This is a genomic window from Flavobacteriales bacterium (assembly GCA_020435415.1).
Taxonomy (GTDB): Bacteria; Bacteroidota; Bacteroidia; order JACJYZ01; family JACJYZ01; genus JACJYZ01.
The window spans coordinates 1-21,663 of sequence record JAGQZQ010000029.1 but is presented as its reverse complement, the minus strand read 5'-3'; the positions used below and the strand labels follow the sequence as shown (position 1 = coordinate 21,663).

At 48.1% G+C, this 21,663-nt stretch carries 15 protein-coding genes; 6 read left to right on the top strand and 9 right to left on the bottom strand.

Annotated elements, in window-relative coordinates:
* The first annotated feature begins 25 nt into the window (after positions 1–25).
* Both KDD36_06780 and KDD36_06775 read left to right on the top strand, forming a co-directional pair.
* Positions 26–1,822 (top strand): tetratricopeptide repeat protein, encoded by a 1,797-nt coding sequence (locus KDD36_06780; protein MCB0396338.1) that lies wholly within the window; start codon positions 26–28, stop codon positions 1,820–1,822.
* Between the two features lie 288 nt (positions 1,823–2,110).
* Entirely contained in the window at positions 2,111–2,311 is a 201-nt protein-coding gene (locus KDD36_06775) for a cold shock domain-containing protein (GenBank protein ID MCB0396337.1), read from the top strand.
* A 15-nt stretch (positions 2,312–2,326) separates the two neighbouring features.
* Here KDD36_06775 and KDD36_06770 read toward each other — a convergent pair whose 3' ends face one another.
* The 4 genes from KDD36_06770 to KDD36_06755 form a co-directional block, all read right to left on the bottom strand.
* Complete coding sequence (locus KDD36_06770; GenBank protein ID MCB0396336.1) at positions 2,327–3,769, bottom strand: glycosyltransferase; 1,443 nt, start codon at positions 3,767–3,769, stop codon at positions 2,327–2,329.
* Positions 3,762–4,517 carry a methyltransferase domain-containing protein gene (locus KDD36_06765; GenBank protein MCB0396335.1) on the bottom strand — a complete coding sequence of 252 codons (756 nt, stop codon included), beginning with the start codon at positions 4,515–4,517 and terminating at the stop codon, positions 3,762–3,764. Before KDD36_06765 ends, KDD36_06770 begins: the two co-directional genes overlap by 8 nt.
* Before the next feature lie 9 nt (positions 4,518–4,526).
* Positions 4,527–6,476, bottom strand: a complete 1,950-nt coding sequence (locus tag KDD36_06760) for a tetratricopeptide repeat protein (protein MCB0396334.1) — start codon at positions 6,474–6,476, stop codon at positions 4,527–4,529.
* A 64-nt stretch (positions 6,477–6,540) separates the two neighbouring features.
* On the bottom strand, positions 6,541–8,205 hold the full coding sequence (locus tag KDD36_06755; GenBank protein ID MCB0396333.1) for an ABC transporter substrate-binding protein: 1,665 nt from the start codon (positions 8,203–8,205) through the stop codon (positions 6,541–6,543).
* Between the two features lie 143 nt (positions 8,206–8,348).
* Between KDD36_06755 and mtaB the strand changes: the two genes are divergently transcribed.
* A complete protein-coding gene (mtaB, locus tag KDD36_06750; protein MCB0396332.1) occupies positions 8,349–9,656 on the top strand; it encodes a tRNA (N(6)-L-threonylcarbamoyladenosine(37)-C(2))-methylthiotransferase MtaB in 1,308 nt (435 codons plus the stop codon).
* Between the two features lie 41 nt (positions 9,657–9,697).
* Here mtaB and KDD36_06745 read toward each other — a convergent pair whose 3' ends face one another.
* Together KDD36_06745 and KDD36_06740 are read right to left on the bottom strand one after the other, a co-directional pair.
* Positions 9,698–9,952 carry a hypothetical protein gene (locus tag KDD36_06745; protein ID MCB0396331.1) on the bottom strand — a complete coding sequence of 85 codons (255 nt, stop codon included), beginning with the start codon at positions 9,950–9,952 and terminating at the stop codon, positions 9,698–9,700.
* Positions 9,953–10,037: 85 nt separating this feature from the next.
* Entirely contained in the window at positions 10,038–10,643 is a 606-nt protein-coding gene (locus KDD36_06740; GenBank protein ID MCB0396330.1) for a sigma-70 family RNA polymerase sigma factor, read from the bottom strand.
* Positions 10,644–10,920: 277 nt separating this feature from the next.
* On the opposite strand from KDD36_06740, the gene uvrA reads away from it, so the two are divergent.
* Positions 10,921–13,743: an excinuclease ABC subunit UvrA gene (gene uvrA / locus KDD36_06735; GenBank protein MCB0396329.1), complete on the top strand. Its 2,823-nt coding sequence runs from the start codon at positions 10,921–10,923 to the stop codon at positions 13,741–13,743.
* Between the two features lie 71 nt (positions 13,744–13,814).
* Here uvrA and KDD36_06730 read toward each other — a convergent pair whose 3' ends face one another.
* From KDD36_06730 to truA, 3 genes are all read right to left on the bottom strand, one after another.
* Positions 13,815–16,415, bottom strand: coding sequence for a T9SS type A sorting domain-containing protein (locus KDD36_06730; GenBank protein MCB0396328.1), 2,601 nt, complete (start codon positions 16,413–16,415; stop codon positions 13,815–13,817).
* Positions 16,416–16,651: 236 nt separating this feature from the next.
* Entirely contained in the window at positions 16,652–18,418 is a 1,767-nt protein-coding gene (locus KDD36_06725) for an ABC transporter ATP-binding protein (protein MCB0396327.1), read from the bottom strand.
* Positions 18,415–19,200: a tRNA pseudouridine(38-40) synthase TruA gene (gene truA / locus KDD36_06720; protein MCB0396326.1), complete on the bottom strand. Its 786-nt coding sequence runs from the start codon at positions 19,198–19,200 to the stop codon at positions 18,415–18,417. Before truA ends, KDD36_06725 begins: the two co-directional genes overlap by 4 nt.
* Before the next feature lie 551 nt (positions 19,201–19,751).
* Between truA and KDD36_06715 the strand changes: the two genes are divergently transcribed.
* Positions 19,752–20,780, top strand: a complete 1,029-nt coding sequence (locus KDD36_06715; protein ID MCB0396325.1) for an AAA family ATPase — start codon at positions 19,752–19,754, stop codon at positions 20,778–20,780.
* Positions 20,781–20,808: 28 nt separating this feature from the next.
* Positions 20,809–21,663 (top strand): DUF58 domain-containing protein (locus tag KDD36_06710; GenBank protein MCB0396324.1); only part of this gene is annotated, 855 nt, incomplete at its 3' end.

Genomic DNA, 21,663 nt, shown 5'->3' with positions numbered 1-21,663 from the left:
TTGTCAAGTCAACCAAGTTCATCCTGTGAACCTATTTTTTCGATACCCCATTATTGCCTTTGTCTTATTGAGTTTGCTCCTGTACGGACAGACAATTTTCTATGGCTACGTGCTGGATGACTACCTCTTCATCACCGGAAATCAGTTCACCCTCAAAGGTTTTTCGGGCATCCCGGACATCTGGACGCACGATGTCTTCACCGGCGTTTATGGTGAATCGCTGAACAGATATCGTCCGCTATCGGCTACCTTCTTTGCCATCCAATACCAGCTGTTGGGATTGCAACCCGGATTAGGGCACCTCGTCAACATCCTGCTGTATGCGGTCACCGCCTGGTTGATCTACCGACTGGTTAATCGCCTTAACATTCCGGGAAGTGAATGGATATCCATGGTCAGTGCATTGCTGTTTCTTGTACACCCGTTGCACACAGAAGTGGTTGCCAATATTAAAAGTCTGGATGAAATCCTTTCCCTTCTCTTTTCGCTGATGGCCTTGCTGGTGGCATTAAAACCCGGATTCCGACATAAGTGGCTTGCCGCCCTATACCTGTTCATTGCGATGACGGCCAAGGAAAGTGCCATCACCTTCGTGGCCCTCATCCCCTTCTCACTCTGGGCCTTTGGAAAAGAAAAACCTTCAGACAGTATGAAGGCCGCCGTTCCCATGGTGATCGCTGCGGTGGGTTATCTGACCATGCGTATATCCTTTGTGGGCTTCGGAGATGCTGCATCTCAGGCATATGATGTGATGTTCAATCCTTTTTTACTGGCCAGTCCGGCAGAAAAATGGGCCTCCATTCTGGCTAACACCATGCGTTATCTTGGCTTGCTGGTATGGCCTCATCCATTGTCCTTTGATTATTCGTATCATCAGATTCCATATTCAGGATGGTCGGACCTTTTACCATGGCTTTCGATTATTGTGTGGGGCGGACTGGCATTGTTCGGATGGCGTCAATGGAAGAAAGACCGCATTATGGCCTACGGGATCGTGTGGTATATCATCACTTTTTCGGTAGCATCCAACATCGTGGTTAATACCGGAACGCCTTTGGCAGAGCGATTTCTATACACTCCATCGGTTGGGTTCTCTGTTCTGACAGCCGCCTTATTACACCGTTTAAAAACCTCTAAGGAGAATGCCACCCGGATGGCCTGGCTTGTGACCGGTTTGATCATGTGCCTCGGACTGTTTAAGACCTGGCACCGGAACCCCGCATGGGCAAGCAACTTAAGTTTGTATGGTACCGATAGCAAACATGCGCCAAACAGCGCTTTGATTCGCATGTTCTATGGCATGGAGTTGAACGCAGTAGCGGGAGATAACAAAAATGATCCGAGAATGCAGGAGGCCATTGCGGAGCTTACAGCGGCTACACAGATCAACCCCAAATTCCATCATGCCTGGTATAACCTGGGCATGGTTTATCAAAAAATGGGGCTACATGAACAAGCGGTGACCTGCTTCAGGAATGTGCTTCAACTGCAACCCAGTCATATCAATACCCATTACAGTATTGCTTTGTCACTGGGGAATGGCCTGGGGCGGGTGGATGAAGCCCTGCCATATATGGAGCGGCTTGTAAACGAATTTCACAGTGATAAGCCGGAACACATGACGGGGCTGGGGATACTCTACGGGATGAAAAATGACTATGAACAGGCGATAGGTACTTTGTTGAGGGGGATCCAAAAACACCCGGACGATGCCAAACTGAACTTTAATCTGGCCATCACTTATTACAACAAGGGGGAAACAGAGCCCGCTAACTTCTATTTCAGTCGCGCCTTTGCCCTTGACCCAAGCTTGAAAAAGTAAGGATGGGAGGTTCCAATACCTGGGTAAATCCTTAAAAAAAGAAATTGCCCGACCTTAAAGACCGGGCAACTTCCATGTAAACAAAACCCCCATTACTATGTGCATTCTTTAACGCAACGTTACTTTGCCGGGTTTCAAAATTTCGTTACTTTTTTGGATTTTGCTGAAATTATTTCTTAGTATTGTGTAATCAGTAGGGGGTAGAGTTACGAATTATTGGTAGTCCTGTCCGGAACTGAGATCAATAATCACGCGGTTATCCGCAGAATGAATTCTATTATGAGCGAATTGCAAAATGGTACCGTGAAGTTCTATAACACGGAGAAAGGTTTCGGATTCATTACCCAATCCGACTCAGGAAAAGACGTTTTCTTCCATGTAAGCGGTCTGGTGGATAAAATTGCTGACGGAGATGCCGTAACTTACGAGGTTGTGGACGGTGACCGGGGCAAAAAAGCCGTTAACGTACGGCTCGACAGGCCTGCCTAATCTTAGGATTTACGCTTAAATCACCCTGAATTTTATTTTTTGAGCTGCGTATACACACATGCGCAGTAGCAAAAACCCGTGTGAGAAACGGGATATGTTCGTATCGCCATATGTACGTTCGCGGTATCGGATAGGCAGGTCTATGATCTTCAGGTTCAATTTGTGTGCACCAAACAGAAGATCAAAATCACCGAATGGATCAAAGTCACCGAAAAAGTGCCTGTTCGCCGCCAATTTCTCATAATCTTCCCTTAAGAGCACCTTGGTGCCACACAGACTGTCCTTGATCGGATTATTCAGAATCCACGTGAATACCATGCTGAAGAATTTGTTGCCAAGAAGATTCAGGAAGCGCATGGCCTGTTTTTCCATAGGGTAAACCAACCGGGAGCCATTAATGAATTCTCCCTTTCCGCTTGCCAGGGCATCATAAAACTTCGGCAGTTCTTCCGGTGGAACCGTCAGGTCCGCATCCAGGATCATCAGGATATCTCCCGTGGCCATAGAATAGCCCTTCCTGACTGCATCTCCCTTGCCCTTGCCTTCTTGTCTGGTATATACCAGCTTACAGGGCCCTTCATACGCCTTACATACATCCTGGATCTTTTGCCAGGTATCATCCGTGCTGTTTCCTTCCACAAAGATCACCTCCACCGACTTTCCAAATACCGGCATGCGCTTGAGTGCATCCTCGATATTACCACTCTCGTTCCTGGCCGGGATCACCACTGTGGTTGAATACTTATTGTCCGCCGCCTTTACCGGAACAGGTCGCGCGCACAAATATTTGTTCAGACAGAACATCCGAAAGATGGGAAGTGTGGCGATATACTTGTTCAAAATCCACGAAACCACCGGTATGTTCACGGGTAACAACATACCACGGGTTGAGCGATAACATTCAAAGCCGGACAAGGTCAGGATGTTCCTGATATCCATTTCGGAAAGCCAGTTCTGCCGGGGACTCTTCTTTTTCAACCCCAGCCACTCGCCTACTTCCAGTGCCGGCTCCCACAAAAAATTATAATATGAAACCAGGATGCGGGTGCGATCATGACATACCCCCCTCACCGACTCCATCACATCCTGAACGTTCGAGAAATACCCGATTACGTTTGACAGTACGACCACGTCATACTTCTGATCCAGTTTGATGTTGGCCGCATCCATCACATGAAATGTCAGATCGGGATGACGCTCCCTGGCTTTGGCGATCATGGCCTCACTGAAATCGATCCCTGTACGCGAATGCCCTTTCAGGCTTGCCAGCGTTTCTCCGCTTCCGCAACCGATCTCCAGTACGGAGTTCTCCTCATGAATGTAATAGTTGAAGAAATTCAAAAGGGCAGACCAGTAATACTTAAACCGACGGCGGTATGCAGGATAGCGGTCCGCAAATTTCTCGAAATGCGAATGGAAAATATTCGGGGATGCAGGTGATTCCGTTGACTCAGGCATTTTTTCGGATAACAATCATTTGAAACATGGCCAGCCAGGGGAAAAGAGGCTTGCCCAGGGCTTCTGCCAGCGTAAATAAACGAAAAGTCGAGTGTGGCACCAAAGACTTGTATGAAAACCCGCCACTCATGAGGTATCTGAACGGGGTCGAAAGGGAGATACGTTCAATGGTCAGGGTGGGGTATTTTTCTTCAAATAACTTGCGGTCGCGGTTAAAGATGATCCACGGTAAAGCTCCGTTTGCGCCGGACATAGGTCCGGACGACGGAAATGTCCATGTCTTCGCGGAAGGATCGAACGGCTCATGATGCAGCCTGGTATAAACCCAGCGGCTCCATAGGGTGGTGGCCGGCTCAACCATGTAGATGATCCCGTCGCGCTTGAGCGTTTCCCGGGCTTTTTCCAGAAAAGCATCAACATTCGGGATATGATGCAACACATTCAGCATAAAAATACCATTGAGGGTCCCCGGAGCAAAAGGAAGTTCCTCTGCGGCAAATGTTTTATCGCAATGCGGAATATCCTGTATATCGGATGTGATCACAAAAGGCGCCATGTCTTTCAGAAAGCCTCCACCCGAACCGATCTCCACCGTATCACCCTCAGGGGCTTCTTTCAACCGTTTCAAAAAACCACCATACCATTCTTCATAAAGCTTTTTCAGGAAAGGCTTTTTTAGCAGGATGTCACGGTGTGCCAGGGTAGCGGCCACATCATCCAGGTCATGTCCGATATGTTCTTTTCGCAACAAGCCCACTTATCTCAAATTTTGAATGTATTCGTCACTTACGTTGTGGTTGAGTTCTTTGGCCCTCAATGCATCCTGCAACGCCAACGCCTTCTGATTCATCCTGCTGTATGTAAGGGACCGGTTGTAATAGCTGGGACCGTCATTGGGGTTTCGCTGGATGGCCTGGTTGAAATCGTTCAACGCCTCCTGGTATTTACCGAGATTGAAATATGCCACCCCCCTGTAGAACCAGGATTTGTAATTACCCGGGATGGCGTTTAACACCGCCGTAAAATCTTTGACACCCTCTTCAAACCGGCCTACCTGAATGTATGTAAATCCACGGTTCTGAAAAATGTCCAGCCACTTGGCAGGTTCTGCCTGAAATGCCCTGGTATAGTCTTCAATGGCTTTGTCGTATTCCCCCTTGATGGAATGGGTGATACCCCGGTTGATAAGTGCATCAGCGTTATCGGGATCAATCGAGATGGCATAGGAAAAATCCTGCATGGCTTGATCGTGGTTTCCACGAAGACCGTTGATATTTCCACGGTTCACATAAATACCTGCATCGTCCTGCTTGAGCTGCAGAAAGATGTTGTAATCGGCAAGGGCCTTGTCAAATATCTTCCTCTTCCCGTAATAATTTCCCCTGTTCTTATACGCAACAGGCACCTGATACTGATATTTGGCAATCACGTCATTCCACAATATCTCACTGTTCTCCCACACCTTACAACGTTCATGTGTGATCCATGTAAAACAAGCCGCACCGATGCCGAGTACCACCAGGGACATGCGTTGAAAACCCTTGTATTTCTCGCCCTGTTGTGTCATCCAGTAAACGCCATATGCCACGATGAAAAACAGCCCTAGGTATGGCACATAGGTATAGCGTTCGCACATGATGTTCGGCCCGACGGGAACCAGTTGCAAGGTAAGCGCCGCCGTCCCCATGAAAAACAGAAAACCGAAGATGAACACACGGGTGCGTTTGAAAGACAACCCGACCAATACAAAGAGTGTAATGACCACCACGGGAGCTATGTAGAATATGCCGGGTAAATGGCCGTCAACCAGGTTGGGATAGGGATAGTAATTGGTGAGACCATAGGGTACAATCAGTTTGATCAGATACATGACTGTCCCGTATGATGCGAACATGATCCGTTCCATCAGCGTGAATGCCTGGGTTGAAGCAATGGTGTTAACCGACTGAGCGGCAATCACTGTCACCACACCGTGCAACAATCCTAACAACAGGAAGGGAACCAGATTCAGAATATCCTTTTTGGTCCATTTGCCATTGCGCCAGTATACGATCAAGGCTAGAACCACCGGCAATGTCACGGCAGCTGATTTGGCAAGAAGCGCCAACAGAAACAGAACGATGGATTTCACAAAAGACTTCTGCCTCCCTTCATCTACATATCGCAGCCAGGCCAGTGCCGACCACAGGAAGAAGAGCGTAAACAACACATCCTTTCTTTCAGTGATCCAGGCCACCGATTCCACATGCATCGGATGAATACCGAAGAACAGGGACACAATCCCCGCAGGCAGCAAACTTCCGTTGAATAACTTCCGGAACAAAACAAATACCAGCAAGGTATTGATCAAATGCAGTAAAAGATTGGTCACATGAAGCGGATGGGCGTATTCGTAAAACCGGTCGAGGTTGGTATAATCAGGTTTGATGACCCAGTTCTCAATGGCAAATGACAGCTGTGACAGGGGTACGTAAGATCGCCCTTTCAGCTCCTTGCCAAAAAAAAGCTCCTTTACATTGTCGGCCTTCAGGTCCCATACCAGATGGTTTTCCAGCAGATACTTGGGATCGTCCCAGTTCACAAAACTGTTCTTCAGAGATGGCAGGTATGCCCACCAGGTAATCACCAAAATGACACCTATCCAGATCCAATGCTTCGGGATTCCTTTGCGGTCAGGTTCCGCAGATGTTTTCTTTTCCTTGCCCATGAATATCCTGATGTGAGCGTAAAAGTAATATTTTCCGCCGGTTTATAATGGTGTGCGAAACAGCCTACTCATCAAGATTGATGCGGACCTTTTTCAGCACAAGCAGGTTGATCGGGTTGATGCCAAGCCCCTCCACCCTTTTGTTCACAACCCGCACCACCTGGTCATAGTACATCACCACAACCGGTGCTTCCTCCACGATTATGGCATCCATCTGTTGAAAGAGTTCTTTCCGTTTTACAGGATCCATCTCCTGTTGTGCCTGTTCGTAGAGCTCGTCAAACCGGGCATTGCTGAAATGGGTATAGTTGGGTCCACCCGGCGTAAAATTCTTTGTATAGAATAGACCGAGGTAGTTTTCTTCATCGAAGTAATCTGCTATCCAGGATCCGCGGAAGAATGTCAGTTGGGAACGGGCCACCATCTCCCTATGAGTAGCGGGAGGATTGACATCCAGTTCCACTTCCAGGCCCAGTTCGGTAAGCTTGCTTTGGATCGCCTCACAAAGATCAAGGTAGGCAGGGTTGGTACTCAGCTTGATGATACCCAGTCCCTTGCCGCCAGGAAAACCGGCTTCGGCAAGCAGGGCTGCTGCGCCTTCAGGGTCAAACGTATAGCCTTTGATTTTCTCCGGATCATATGCAGGCATCCCTTTCGGAACAAAACCGGCATCCGCAGGTGTACCAATGTTATTCCGCAGGTATTTGATCAGCTTTTCCCTGTCAAATCCCATATTGATCGCCTTCCTGACCTTTTTGTAGCGCAACGGGCTGTCCTTTACGACCTGCAGACTGGTATCCATGAGAATTCCGAGGTATTCTGTATTCAGGTACGGACCGGTGACCATGTAAAACCTTTTCTTGAATTTGTCCCTCAGTCTGCCGTCCAGGGTCAGTAACTCATCTTTGTAGCTGGCATCGATACCGGATACAAAGTCAAAACCTCCCTTGACAAACTCCATGAAGGCGGATTGCTTGTCCTTGATAAAGGAGACCGATATCGCATCCAGGTACGGTAGTGGCCTTCCATGCTCATCGTTTTCAAAGTAACGGGGGTTTTTGTGGTAGATGAGATTCTCTCCTTCACTCCACATTTTAAAAATGAAAGGCCCTGTACCAACGGGGTGCCTGCTGAAATCCTCCCCGTAATGCTCCACTACCTCGCGTGGAACAACGGAACAATACGGCATGGAAAGGAGACCCAGGAACGGCGGATGCGCTTTTTCCAGTTCAATTACAAACGTGGTATCGTCGGGGGCGTGAAAACCGATGCATTTGCCGCTTTCATCCCGTTTGATATGCGAGAATACCCAAAGACCTGGAGAAGCCAGTTTATCATCGACGATCCGGTCAAAGCTGTATACAAAATCCGAGGCAACCACCTTACGGCCCTTGCCTCCTTCAAACACCTCGTGATCATGAAAATACACATCATCGCGCAAACGAAACACATACACCTTACCGGCGGCATCCATTTCCCAGGATTTGGCAATACACGGAACGACGCTCAGATCAGCATCGGGTTGCACCAGGCCATTGAATATCTGTATTACGCCCCACATATTGGCCTGATCCCTTGCGAAAGCCGGGTCAAGTGAAGAAATTCCCGATGATTGATTGTAGCGAAAGACCGTCTTGTGACTGTTATCTTCTTTGGTGGGCTTTGTCTCCGATGAACAAGCCATCCACAGTCCACCCACTACCAACAGTACCCATTGAAAGTGTTTCATCCCTGTCAAATATCAAGCAATATTAGTCAATATCAAACAGTACCCTACGCCCATGGCCTATTCCGTTATAAACAGTTTTTCAACATGGCCATGAGTTGGTTGTGTAACGTGGGCTATCGGATTTTCCCTACCTTTGCACTCCCATGAAAAAAGTGGCTTTCTATACATTGGGATGCAAACTGAATTTCTCAGAATCTTCATCCATCGCAAGGGATTTTGAGAAGCAAGGTTATACCCGGGTCGCATTTGAAGAAGCAGCTGACGTTTATGTGATCAATACCTGTTCGGTCACAGACAATGCAGATCGCAAATGCAAAGCCATTGTAAAAAAAGCACTGAAGACATCTCCCGAAGCCTTCGTCGCAGTGATCGGCTGTTACGCACAACTTCGTCCTGAAGAGATCACGCGTATTCCCGGGGTTAATATCGTACTTGGTGCTTCTGAGAAATTCAATCTGCCTTATCATGTTGAACAACATAAGCAAGGCAAGGTACAGGCGGTCCACAGTTGCGAGATATTGCAGGTAAAAGAATTCAATCCGGCGTATTCGGCGGGTGACCGCACCCGTTCGTTTCTGAAGGTCCAGGACGGATGCGATTATTTCTGTGCATTCTGCACCATTCCCATGGCCCGGGGAAGAAGTCGCTCAGGCAGCATAGAAGATGTGGTGAGTTCCGCACATGAAATTGCAGCAACCGGTGTAAAGGAGGTTGTGCTGACCGGAGTGAACATCGGCGATTTCGGCAGAGGCAGCGATGAAACATTTCTTGACCTTATTACCCAACTGGATCAGGTGAAGGGCATTGAGCGGTTCCGCATTTCATCAATTGAACCCAACTTACTGGATGAAGACATTATCAGATTTGTGGCGGATTCCAGACGCTTTGTACCCCACTTCCATATTCCATTGCAATCGGGATCGGATGAAATACTCAAAGCCATGCGCAGAAAATACCAAACGGCTTTGTACCGGAACCGCATTGAGATGATCAAATCGGTGATGCCCATGGCATGTATCGGTGTGGATGTGATCGTTGGCTTCCCTGGAGAAACAGAAGCGCATTACCTGGAAACAGAACAGTTTCTTGAGTCGCTGGACATTTCCTATCTGCACGTATTTACCTACTCCGAACGGCCGGGCACGACAGCCTTGCGTTTGGATGGCACGGTTTCAAAGGAAGACCGGGAGATCAGGAGCAGACGACTGCACAAATTATCAGACCTGAAACGCAAACAGTTTTATGAAAACTACCTCGGCAGCAATCAAAAGGTCTTATGGGAAAGCGATGAAAAAGAGGGCATGATGTTCGGTTTTACCGACAACTACATCAAAACAACCATGCCTGCGGATCCGTCCAGATTCAATCAAATCGAGGAGGTCACGCTGTCCGGTCTCTCGACCGCCAGTCCGGTGCTGACGGCAGAGGCATACCTACCCGTTACGGCATAAAAAAATCCCCGGCTCTGTTGGGAACCAGGGATTTGAAACGTTTAGTTCAGAATGACTTCCGCATAGGGCCAGCCGGGAATATCGATCCTTTTTCTGGCCATCACATAATCGGTGATCCTTCTGATGCAGTTTTCCGGAGCTTCACACTGGTAGTTCTCAAGAAATTCCAGTACTTCATCTGTTACTTCCGGAAGCTGATCCATCACATCCAGCTGATCTTCAAGATCAAGTTCGAAATATGATTGTACGATGCGGTTTGTTGCCGTTAAGGCAAGGAGCGTAGAAGCTTGATTCATAGGCGTGATTTTGATGATTATTCGTTCTCTTCATGCCTATGAAACGGAGGACTTCCATCAATATTGTTCGCTCCTTAACAATTTCCTAATCAACTGTAAGAGAAACGTGTTTCTCTTCAATCATCTTGCGAAGGTTGATCAAGGCATAACGCATACGTCCCAACGCTGTGTTGATGCTCACATTCGTGATGGCAGCGATTTCCTTGAAACTCATATCCGCATAATGCCTCATCATGAGGACCTCACGCTGTTCATCCGATAACTCACGGATCAACCGGCGGAGATCCGCTCTGATCTGCTGACGGATCATCGAATCCTCCCGGTGCATTTCATCCGAACTGATAAAGTCGAAGATATCAAAGCTCTCCTCTTCACCATGGTAGCGCTGATTGGATACCATGGGCATGCGGTTGGATTTCCTGAAATGATCGATAACAAGGTTGTGGGCAATTCGCATCACCCAGGGCATGAACTTGCCCTCCTCATTGTAATTGCCCTTTTCCAGGGTCTGGATCACCTTGACCAGGGTATCTTGCAGGATATCCTCTGCCAGGGCATCGTTTTTCACCAACATTAATATATAGGTATATATTTTACCCTTATGCCTGTTGATGAGCATTTCCATACACCGGCTATCACCGGCAATGTACTTCTTAATAAGTTCTTGGTCATTCTGAATCTGACGTCGCATAAAACCTCCCTTTTTAACAGGTTAAAAAAATAAACGCTGTGCGGAGTAGAGGTTTCTTCTATATCAGTTCAGTTTTTGGTTGGGTCGGATACACTTTTAGCGTGCCACCTGACTATTTATTACTTCTATAACGCGAAGGTATGTCGTTTGTTGCACATATGTATTAATTTCCTGTGACTTTAACATTCCTTAACAATGGCCGGATATTGTTCCTTACTCTTAAAAATCTGTCTACCTTTACAGGTCCGCCAGTGTCGGAAATTCCACAACAATATTTATGCCGGAAGCAAAAAAAAAGGAAAAAGGGGGAAAACAGATCAGGATTCGCGGTGCACGCATTCACAACCTGAAAAATATCAACCTGGACCTGCCCAGGAACAAACTCACCGTTATCACCGGGTTATCAGGGTCTGGAAAATCTTCATTGGCGTTCGATACCTTGTTCGCCGAAGGGCAGAGAAGGTATGTGGAAAGCCTGTCCTCGTATGCCAGACAATTTTTAGGCAGGATGGAAAAACCGGACGTGGACCGGATTGATGGGCTATCCCCCGCTATTGCCATAGAACAAAAGGTCAATTCAAAGAACCCCAGATCCACCGTTGGCACCACTACGGAAATCTATGACTACCTGAAATTACTATTTGCCAGGATAGGAAAGACTTTTTCCCCTGTCTCAGGAGAGGAAGTAAAGCGCCACAGTGTATCGGATGTAATGCAATACCTCCTTGGGATTGAAGAAGGGGCACGCGTACAACTGATCGCCGCACATGCGCCCGGCAAGCAACGATCTGTGGAGGAACACCTGAAAGTATTGATCCAACAAGGATTCTCACGGGTTCGCTTAGGTGACGAGACCGTCCTTATTGAAGATGTGAGCGATACTTCAACACTATCCGATCAGGATGGAAAGATTCACCTGGTGATCGATCGCTTTAAAGTTGTTCATGGCGATGATGATTTTGAAAGCAGGGCGGCGGACTCCATAGAAACGGCTTTCTATGAAGGCAATGGACAGTGTTACCTGTTCTATGAGCAAAAAGATAAATGGAAGGAGCAGCATTTCTCGAACCGCTTTGAGCTTGACGGGATGCAATTCGAAGAACCATCCGTTCACCTCTTCAGCTTTAATAATCCATATGGTGCATGCAGGGCATGTGAGGGGTTCGGAACAATCATTGGCATTGATGAGGCCCTGGTTATTCCGGACCAAAGCCTTTCGGTATATGATGACGCCGTGATCTGCTGGAGAGGTGAAAAAATGAGCAAATGGAAGGACCGTCTGATCATGAGCGCTTACAAGTCTGACTTTCCCATCCACAAGGCTTATCAGGACATGACGGAAGCGGAGAAAGATGTACTGTGGAATGGCAATAAAGACTTCAAAGGGATTTATCATTTCTTCAAATACCTGGAAGAGAAAAGTTATAAGATCCAGTATCGCGTGATGCTGGCGCGCTACCGGGGCAAAACGGTGTGCACGGAATGCAAAGGCAGCCGCCTGCGACAGGAAGCCCTGTTCATCAAGGTCAATGACCGCACCATACGGGAACTGGTGAATATGCCCATCGGCAAGCTGCGGGTGTTTTTCGCAGACATCCGGCTCAATGAAAATGAAACCAATATAGCACGTCGCATTCTCAAAGAGATCAATAGCCGCCTGGAGTACCTGGATAAAGTCGGCCTTAGCTATCTCACCCTGAACAGGCCATCCGTTACATTATCAGGTGGTGAGTCTCAGCGCATCAACCTCGCCACATCTCTTGGAAGCAGTCTGGTCGGCTCCATGTACATCCTGGATGAACCCAGTATCGGCCTGCACCCGAGAGACACAGAAAAGCTTATCAGCGTTCTGCAATCACTGCGCGACCTGGAAAATACGGTTATCGTGGTGGAACACGACGAAGAGATCATGCGTTCCGCTGATCGCATCGTTGACCTGGGCCCGGGTGCCGGTTACCTTGGAGGCAAGGTTGTTTTTGAAGGAGACCATAATGCTTTGCTAACCGACAAGGAAAGTATTACAACAGGCTATCTGACCGGCAGACTCCAGATTGAGGCCCCCAAAGAGAAAAGACAAAGTTCAGGTACCATTCAGATTATCGGGTGCCGCGAAAATAACCTCAAGAATATTGATGTAAGTATCCCTCTGGGGGTTTTAACCGTGGTGACGGGTGTCAGTGGATCCGGTAAATCATCCCTGGTCAAGACCATCCTCTACCCTGCCATGCTTAAGCAACTGGGTGGTTATGCACCTTATGTTGGACAGTTTACCCGTCTCGGGGGAGACATGCACAGGATAGGTAGCGTGGAGTTTGTGGATCAGAACCCTATCGGTAAATCTTCCAGGTCCAATCCGGTGACCTATGTAAAGGCCTATGATGAGATCAGGGCGTTGTATGCTTCCCAGCCCCTCTCCAAAATGCGTGGTTATACCCCTGCATACTTTTCCTTCAATGTAGATGGTGGCCGATGTGAAGAATGCAAGGGCGAGGGCGAGGTGACCGTAGAAATGCAATTCATGGCTGATATTCACCTGGTGTGTGAGTCATGCAACGGAAAGCGATTCAGGGAAGAAATCCTGGAAGTAAATTACCATGGAAAAGACATCCGTGATATTCTGGAGCTGACGGTGGATGAAGCAGTGGATTTTTTCTCAAGTGTACCAAAACCCAAAGCTCCGGATAAGAAGATTGTTGACAAACTGATGCCGTTGAAGCAAACCGGCCTGGGCTACGTCAAGCTCGGGCAGTCCTCCAACACCCTTAGTGGTGGAGAGGCACAACGGATCAAGCTTGCTTCCTTTTTATCCAAGGGAGCAGGAGACGGCAACACCTTGTTTATCTTTGATGAACCCACCACAGGGCTTCACTTTCATGACATCAACAAGTTATTGAACTCCTTTTATGCCCTGCTCGAAAATGGCCACAGTGTAGTGGTGATTGAGCATCACCCGGATGTGATCAAATGTGCATCACACGTCATTGACCTGGGTCCGGAAGGCGGCGAAGAGGGTGGTACTGTGATTTTCGAAGGCACACCTGAAGGATTAGCTGAATGCGAGGCTTCTTATACCGGAAGATCTCTCAAGGGTAAAATCTGATTTATTCAACGAACAAAAAAGGGGAAGCACTATAAGCACCTCCCCTTTCCGGTTTAAAGCGACTAAGAACCCTAATGGATCATCAGCCGGTTGGTCATTTGCTGGCCGTTCCACTTCACGGATACCATGTATAACCCGGGAACAAGTGTTGATACCTGGATCGGTAATGTTTGTCCGCTGTGTAACTGAACTTGTTTCATCACCACCTTATGTCCGATGGCATCATAAATCTCAATGGTGGCATTGCCCTGCGCAGCTGCTTTCACAAAGAATGAACCATGGGCAGGATTCGGGAAGAGCATTAATCCTCCTTCTTTACCAACGGTGATCACGCCGGTACCGAGGTCCACCTGAACGCCAACAATGTTGATACATCCATTTGCATCGGTAACGGTAACGTTATAGTTGCCGGTACACAACCCGGTAGCGGTAGCTGTGGTTTGATTTCCACTGTCATCCCACTTATAAGTATACCCTGGGGTTCCTCCGGTGGCATTGGCCGCGGCTGTTCCATCACATGAGCCGGAATCATCGGTGGTAGTTACGCTGGCTATTAAAGCCGTGGCCGGTTCTGAAATCGTAATGGTTTTTACCTCCTGGCAACCACCATTTTCTGAAACGGTAACGCTGTAATTACCGGCACACAAGCCGGTCACGGTCATCTCTGTATGCCCGTTATCCCAGATGTACGTGATGCCTGAACCTCCGGAAACCGATACCGTTCCGGTTCCCGAACACTCACTTTTGCAAGCAGCATCCGTAGAAGACGCTGTGACGGTCATTCCTCCGGTACCAACGGTTGCCACAACGGAAGTACGTTCGCTCACACAATCCGGCTCCTGCACTTCCCAATCGTAGAAATAGTAGTAATAACCGTTAGCCGAAGCATTGGTTCCGGTAATGCTGGCAAGGCCGGCCACATCATAAGGAAAGGCAGCGCTGGCATCGTTCCGGTAAAGATCAACCGTTGCACCCGTAATTTTGATAAAATAACCCGTTCCCGGCGACATGGGAAAATCCAGATTAACACGGCTTTCACCTGCCGGTATGGTCGCTGTTATGGTGTGCAGCACGTTTCCACCGTCACCGTCGAGGACTTCAATGGTCCTGTCACCGGCTGTATTGGCATATACTTTTACCGAGTTCAGCGTAAACGGACTGGTCACATCAAAGAACAATCCACGAAGATCGTTGGCCGTATAATATCCGCCGCTTCCAAGGGAATTGTCGGCAGGACCTCCCTTTACCGGGGCAGTGCTAACCACTTCCTCTACATAAAAGGTGGTGGTGTTTGAAACCGTTGGAGCGTATGTGCCTCCCGTATGAACAAGATTACCTCCGTTCGCCGCATCATACCAGTTCAATGTACCACCGCTCCCGGTGGCCGACAGGTTTGCCGTACCACTGCCACAAAGATCATCTCCCTGTCCGGTCGGAGCATTGGGTTTATTGACGGTTACCACTGCATTCTTTGTAATGGAATCCTGTCCGTACGCATTGGAAACAACCAGCTTGACATTAAATGTACCATTGGAGGTATAAGTATGAACCGGGTTTTGTGTTGTTGATGAATTACCATCACCGAAGCTCCACATCCAACCGGTAGGCCCTACAGTACTTTGATCAAAGAACTGAACCGTGCCTGAGCAGGTGGTGGAATTGTCCACATCAAAGCCGGCTACAGGTGGAGCAGACGGAGGCACACATCCGTCGGACGTTTTCAAACTTGAGCGCGAACCGTCCACCACACCTTGCATGCGGGAGTTCTGCCCGAGAGAGAACATCACCATGCAAGCATCATTCACGTAGTCCATGTAGTTCATGAACATATCGCCATTCGGACCGTTACTGCAGGTCACATGCGGAAAACTGGGACATCCCGAATTGGACGTTTGCTGGGTGGGCGTATCACTTACCTGGTCATTGCCACAGTTGGCATCTCCCCAGATATGGTAAAGTCCGAGCCAGTGTCCGACCTCATGGGTACCGGTACGTCCCAGGTTAAATGGGGTGTTGGCATTGATGGTACCGAAATAGTCTGTATGAAGTACCACTCCATCCGTTGCTGCGGGTCCTCCGGGGAACTGGGCATACCCAAGGATACCGCCGCTGATATCGCAAACCCATAGGTTCAGGTATTTGTCCCTGGGCCAGGCATCCTTACCGCCTGAACTTGTGTACTTCACATCATCATTGGTACTGAAAGATGAAGTGTTGGTTTGTGTGCGGGTGATACCTGTGGTAGGGTTGCCATTCGGATCACGTTGCGCCAGACAAAACTCGATCTCCGCATCTCCCTGAAGTGATTGAAATACGGATGGTGCGGTAGACTTGTCCGAATTCAGTAAACGGAAATCAGCATTCATGGCGTCAATCTGCGATTGTACGCTCGCATCCGAATGGTTTTGGCCGGAAGTATTATATACCACGTGAACCACTGTCGGGATCGTAACAACCGCATGTGGCTCGCTGGAATTCTTTCTGGCAGCCACATAAGCGGCCAATTCCTGATTCATTTGCTGTAAACGCTGCTCATAGCCCGGATTCTCCCGGAACAAGCGTTCCATGTATTCTGTTGTACCGCACGTGCGGTTCTGATTTTGCGCAGCAGCATTCTGAAAGGATAAGAAAACAGATACCACCAACGCGATCGGTGTAATGATTCTTCTCATAGCACTTACCGTTTAGTAACAAAAAAACCTAAAACTTCTAATAGGATGCGTCTATCTCCAACTGGTATAAAATTAGCTCTTTGAATGGTTTAACACAAATATATTTTTCCGTGTTTCTGCCATACCAAATAAACGCGCTGAATTTATATGTGTTTGATTCCAAATGATTTATTAATTCAATCTTTGGATTCCTAAACGTGGGCATACCACACATAAATTACTGAAAGAATTGGTGTTCAGGACGCCTGACTATGCCGGAATTGCAATTCATAAAGCTTCTGATATACCCCTCCCAGGTTTAGGAGTGAACTATGGTTTCCGGACTCGACGATGCGGCCATGATCAAGCACCAGGATCTTATCTGCCTTCTGAATGGTAGCAAGGCGATGGGCAATGACCACTGATGTGCGTCCTTCGGTAAGTCGGGCGGTTGCATATTGGATCAGTTCTTCCGAACCTGTATCCACTGAAGATGTGGCTTCATCCAGCACCAGAATGCGGGGATCATGTACATAGGCCCTGATAAATGCGATCAACTGGCGTTGTCCGGTGGATAATGTTCCTCCGCGCTCGCGAACATCATAGTCATACGCACCGGGCAGCCTGGAAATAAATTCATGCGCCCCAACGATCTTCGCCGCCCTGACCACATCATCGCGGGTGATGTTCGGATCACCCAGGGTGATGTTATGATAGATGGTATCTGAGAACAGAAAAACATCCTGTAAAACAACACCTACATGTTTTCGTAATTCCGGAAGACGAATATCCCGGATGTCATGTCCGTCAATGGATATGCGCCCCTTCTGGAATTCATAATACCGTCCCAGCAAATTGATCACAGAGGTTTTCCCCGAACCTGTGGCCCCTACCAATGCCAATGTCTGACCGGCCTCTACTTCAAACGAAATTCCCTTCAATACCCAATCTTCATCCACGTAAGCAAAATGCACATCGTCAAAAGCGATTCTCCCGGTGAGATCTCCTGGAGACATGGTTCCGTGGTCTTTTACCCGCTCATCACGGTCGAGCAGTGCGAAAACCCTTTCAGCCGCCACCATCCCCATCTGCAGGGTATTGAATTTATCGGCCAGCTGGCGGATCGGGCGGAACAATGCATAAATGAAAAAGATAAAAGCCAGCATCTCCCCCAGTGTGACGCCCTGATCCAGGCCCCGGATGGCTTCCCGTGCACCCCACCACACCATCAGTCCGATTGAAACAGCAGACAAGATCTCAACCACCGGCAGGAAAATCGAATAATACCATACCGACCGGATGTGTGCTTTTCTATGGCTTTTGTTGATCTCGATAAATTTCTTCATCTCCGCCTCTTCCCGGTTAAACACCTGGACCACATTCATCCCTACCACATGCTCCTGAACAAAAGCATTCAGTCGGGCTACCTGGTTACGAACATCCTGAAAGATCGATCGTATTCCGTTTTTGAAGATCCATGTGGAAATGATAAGCAACGGCATTACACACAAACTATATAAGGTCAGTTTCCAACTCATATACAACATAGAACCTATGATAACCGACAATTGCAGGATGTCTCCGAATATCACGAGAATGCCATCTGAGAATACTTCGGCAATGGCTTCCATATCGGAAACAACACGCGTTACCAGGGTACCGATCGGGGTGTTATCAAAAAAACGTGATTTCAGTCGGGATATATGATCAAAAGTTCTTTGACGCAAATCCCGCACCACGGTCTGCCCCAACCAGTTTGCCAGGTAGGTTTGCAGAAATTCAAACACGGCCTGCAGGACCAGCAGTCCGACAAGCATCAACATCATATTGCGCAGCCCTACAGGATCGGGTTTGACAATGTATTCATCAAACGTATATTGGATCAACCAGGGTCTTGCGGGAGAAATGAAACCAAGCAACAAGGTAACCAGGATCGCGCCTGTGAGAACTTTGCCGTAAGGTTTTGCATAAAGAAAGATCCGTTTCAGTATATGTACATCCAATGCCTTGCCGCTGACGCTCATCCTTGCAGTGATTTAATGGAATCTGTTGCAAATATACCCGCTGGATAGTCCACCCGCGCCAGATAAAGTCCATGAGCCGGAGCAGATGGTCCGGCAAGACTACGGTCTTTCGACAGAAGAATTTGTTGCATGGCATCCCGTTGGAATCGGCTCTGCCCTATTTCCACGCACGTTCCAACAATGGCCCTGACCATGTTTCGGATAAAACGATTAGCCGTGATCACAAATACGAGCCGGTCACCCCGGTCCTCCCATACGGCCCTCACCACATCGCATGTGGTAGACGGTTGGTCCGTAACGTTCTTGCAAAACGCATCGAAGTCATGGCAACCGATCAGTTGTGCAGCTGCTTTCTCCATTGCCAGCAAGTCCAGGGCACCATACAAGTACCATGAGCGTCCATGGTCGAACGGATCTTTTTTGGTAGAGATATGGTATTCATAGGTCCTGGCGATCGCATCAAAACGAGTGTGCGCCTGCCCATCCACGGAATATATAGCCTTTAGCACAATAGATGGCGGAAGAAACCCATTGGCCCGAAAAATAAAACCGGTTGGTAATTCGACGCCATCCTGCACATCGAAATGGGCATAGAAGTCACGGGCATGAACGCCGGTATCAGTCCGGCCACAACCGGTCAGCTCTACCGGTGCACCAAGCATCAACCCTAGTTTCTCTTGCAGCAAACCTTGCACGGTGACTGCATTATTCTGCACCTGCCAACCATGAAAGTCGGCTCCGTCAAAGGCCAACTGAAGAAAATATCGCCGCGGATCGGTCATGAGATCAAGGGCACAAAGATAGAAATACACACTCGTGCTTAACGCATTGGCCACTTAAAATACCTGACCACTCTACACACCAGTACCTGGATTCGTGTTTCGTCTCTTGATATTTAAACACAGCTAATATCCCGCATTCATTAGCGAGACTATCTCATACAAAACAGGATTAATAACCCCGAAGGGGGTGAAAGAATTATAAAAAAACAATTGCGTCCGGATCCTTGCAGAACCCCACCCCGCCCCGGCTGTGGTTTGCTTAAAGCACAAAGTGATTGCTTGTCAGCCGGGGCGGGGTGGGGTTCCTAAAATCAAGAAGATCATCCCGACCTATAATTCTTTCACCCCTTCGGGGTTAGGAAAAAGCCGCATACTGAATGATATTCAAGGGATCGGTTACTTTACTCTGATAACAACATACCTTCAACCTGAATTACTTTAAGTGATCAACACACTCGTGCTTAACAATTTTTAACGACGGCTTATGAATGTTTTGGTTGACGATTCTGGTCATCATTTTTACATTTGTCTGCCAATTAACACGCAAAATCATGGAAGAACTATCACAAGCAGGTCCCGCCATCCAGCCATCAGGCACGGATATAAGGGCCTTGAACGAACGGATCGAGAAGGAAAGCGCCTTTATTGATCTCTTGATGATGGAGATGGATAAGGTCATTGTCGGGCAGCGATACATGGTGGAGCGACTGCTCATCGGTTTGCTCTCCGACGGACACATTCTGCTGGAGGGTGTCCCTGGTCTTGCCAAGACGCTTGCGATCAAATCACTCGCATCAACGATCCATGCGGATTTCAGCCGCATCCAGTTTACACCTGACCTGTTGCCCGCCGACCTGGTAGGCACCATGATCTACAATCAGAAAAAAGAAGAATTCATCCCACGACAGGGGCCCATTTTTGCCAACTTCATTCTGGCCGATGAGATCAACCGGGCGCCTGCAAAGGTTCAAAGTGCATTGCTGGAAGCCATGCAGGAACACCAGGTGACCATCGGTGAACAGACCTTTCCCCTGCCCGCTCCGTTTCTGGTACTCGCCACACAAAACCCGATCGAGCAGGAAGGAACCTATCCGTTACCGGAAGCACAAGTGGACCGGTTCATGCTAAAAATCATCATCCACTACCCAGGCAAAGAAGAAGAGCGTAAGATCATCAGGCAAAATCTATCCAGAGAAAAAGCCGGTATCAATGCCGTATTGCATCCGGAAGATATTATCAAAGCCAAGAAAGTTGTTCGTGAAGTATACATGGATGAGAAGATTGAGAACTACATTCTGGACATCGTCTTCGCTTCCCGGAATCCTAAAGAATACAACCTGGAACACTTCGCTTCCATGATCAGTTACGGAGGTTCACCACGGGCCAGTATCAACCTGGCACTGGCCGCCAAGGCGCATGCGTTCATCAAGCGCCGTGGTTATGTGATCCCGGAAGATGTTCGCGCCGTATGCGCCGATGTCATGAGACACCGTATCGGGCTTACTTATGAAGCGGAAGCGGAAAACATCACCAGTGAAGACATCATTCACGATATCCTCAACACGGTTGAAGTCCCATGATCCATTGTTCACCAAACAGCGTGTCGCCATGGATGCCAAGGAGCTTTTACGAAAAGTAAGAAAGATAGAAATCAAAACGAAGGGGTTGTCCAACCAACTCTTTTCAGGAGAATACCATAGTGTTTTCAAAGGACGCGGAATGGCCTTCTCGGAGGTCAGGGAGTACCAGGCCGGAGATGATATCCGTACCATAGACTGGAACGTTACCGCCAGATTGAATCACCCCTATGTTAAGGTGTTTGAAGAAGAACGTGAGCTGACCGTGATGCTGCTGGTCGATGTCAGCGCCTCCGAACGCTTCGGCACCAAAGTTCAGTTCAAAGAGGACCTCATCACTGAATTATGCGCTGTGCTTGCTTTCTCTGCCATTCAGAATAATGACAAAATAGGTGTGATCTTTTTCAGCGACCGCATCGAAAAATTCATCCCGCCGAAAAAAGGAAGGTCACATACACTTCGCATCATCCGCGAACTGATACAATTCACACCTGAAAGCAAGGGCACCAATATTTCGGAAGCACTTCGCTACTTCAACGGTGTAATCAAGAAGCGGTCCATCGCCTTCCTGATCTCCGATTTCATGGACTCGGGTTTTGAACGGCCATTACGCATCGCCAATAAAAAACACGACATGGTCGCCGTCCGTATCTTTGATATTCGCGAACAGGAGCTTCCGGATGTAGGCCTTGTGCGCTTCAGGGATCCGGAAACGGATAAAGTACAATGGGTGGACACGCATTCCAAAGAAGTCAGGAAACATTACTTCCAGCAGGGCAGACAACATGAGGCATTCTTAAAAGATGCATTTCTAAAATCGGGTGTTGACAATATGAAAATACGCACCGACGAATCCTATGTCCGCCCACTCATGAATTTCTTTAAA

Bases quoted from the DNA above. Each gene is read 5' to 3' on its own strand.
- KDD36_06770 (MCB0396336.1), bottom strand. From the start codon at position 3,769: ATGCCTGAGTCAACGGAATCACCTGCATCCCCGAATATTTTCCATTCG.
- KDD36_06760 (MCB0396334.1), bottom strand. From the start codon at position 6,476: ATGGGCAAGGAAAAGAAAACATCTGCGGAACCTGACCGCAAAGGAATC.
- KDD36_06755 (MCB0396333.1), bottom strand. From the start codon at position 8,205: ATGAAACACTTTCAATGGGTACTGTTGGTAGTGGGTGGACTGTGGATG.
- mtaB (MCB0396332.1), top strand. From the start codon at position 8,349: ATGAAAAAAGTGGCTTTCTATACATTGGGATGCAAACTGAATTTCTCA.
- KDD36_06745 (MCB0396331.1), bottom strand. From the start codon at position 9,952: ATGAATCAAGCTTCTACGCTCCTTGCCTTAACGGCAACAAACCGCATC.
- KDD36_06740 (MCB0396330.1), bottom strand. From the start codon at position 10,643: ATGCGACGTCAGATTCAGAATGACCAAGAACTTATTAAGAAGTACATT.
- uvrA (MCB0396329.1), top strand. From the start codon at position 10,921: ATGCCGGAAGCAAAAAAAAAGGAAAAAGGGGGAAAACAGATCAGGATT.
- KDD36_06730 (MCB0396328.1), bottom strand. From the start codon at position 16,415: ATGAGAAGAATCATTACACCGATCGCGTTGGTGGTATCTGTTTTCTTA.
- KDD36_06725 (MCB0396327.1), bottom strand. From the start codon at position 18,418: ATGAGCGTCAGCGGCAAGGCATTGGATGTACATATACTGAAACGGATC.
- truA (MCB0396326.1), bottom strand. From the start codon at position 19,200: ATGACCGATCCGCGGCGATATTTTCTTCAGTTGGCCTTTGACGGAGCC.
- KDD36_06715 (MCB0396325.1), top strand. From the start codon at position 19,752: ATGGAAGAACTATCACAAGCAGGTCCCGCCATCCAGCCATCAGGCACG.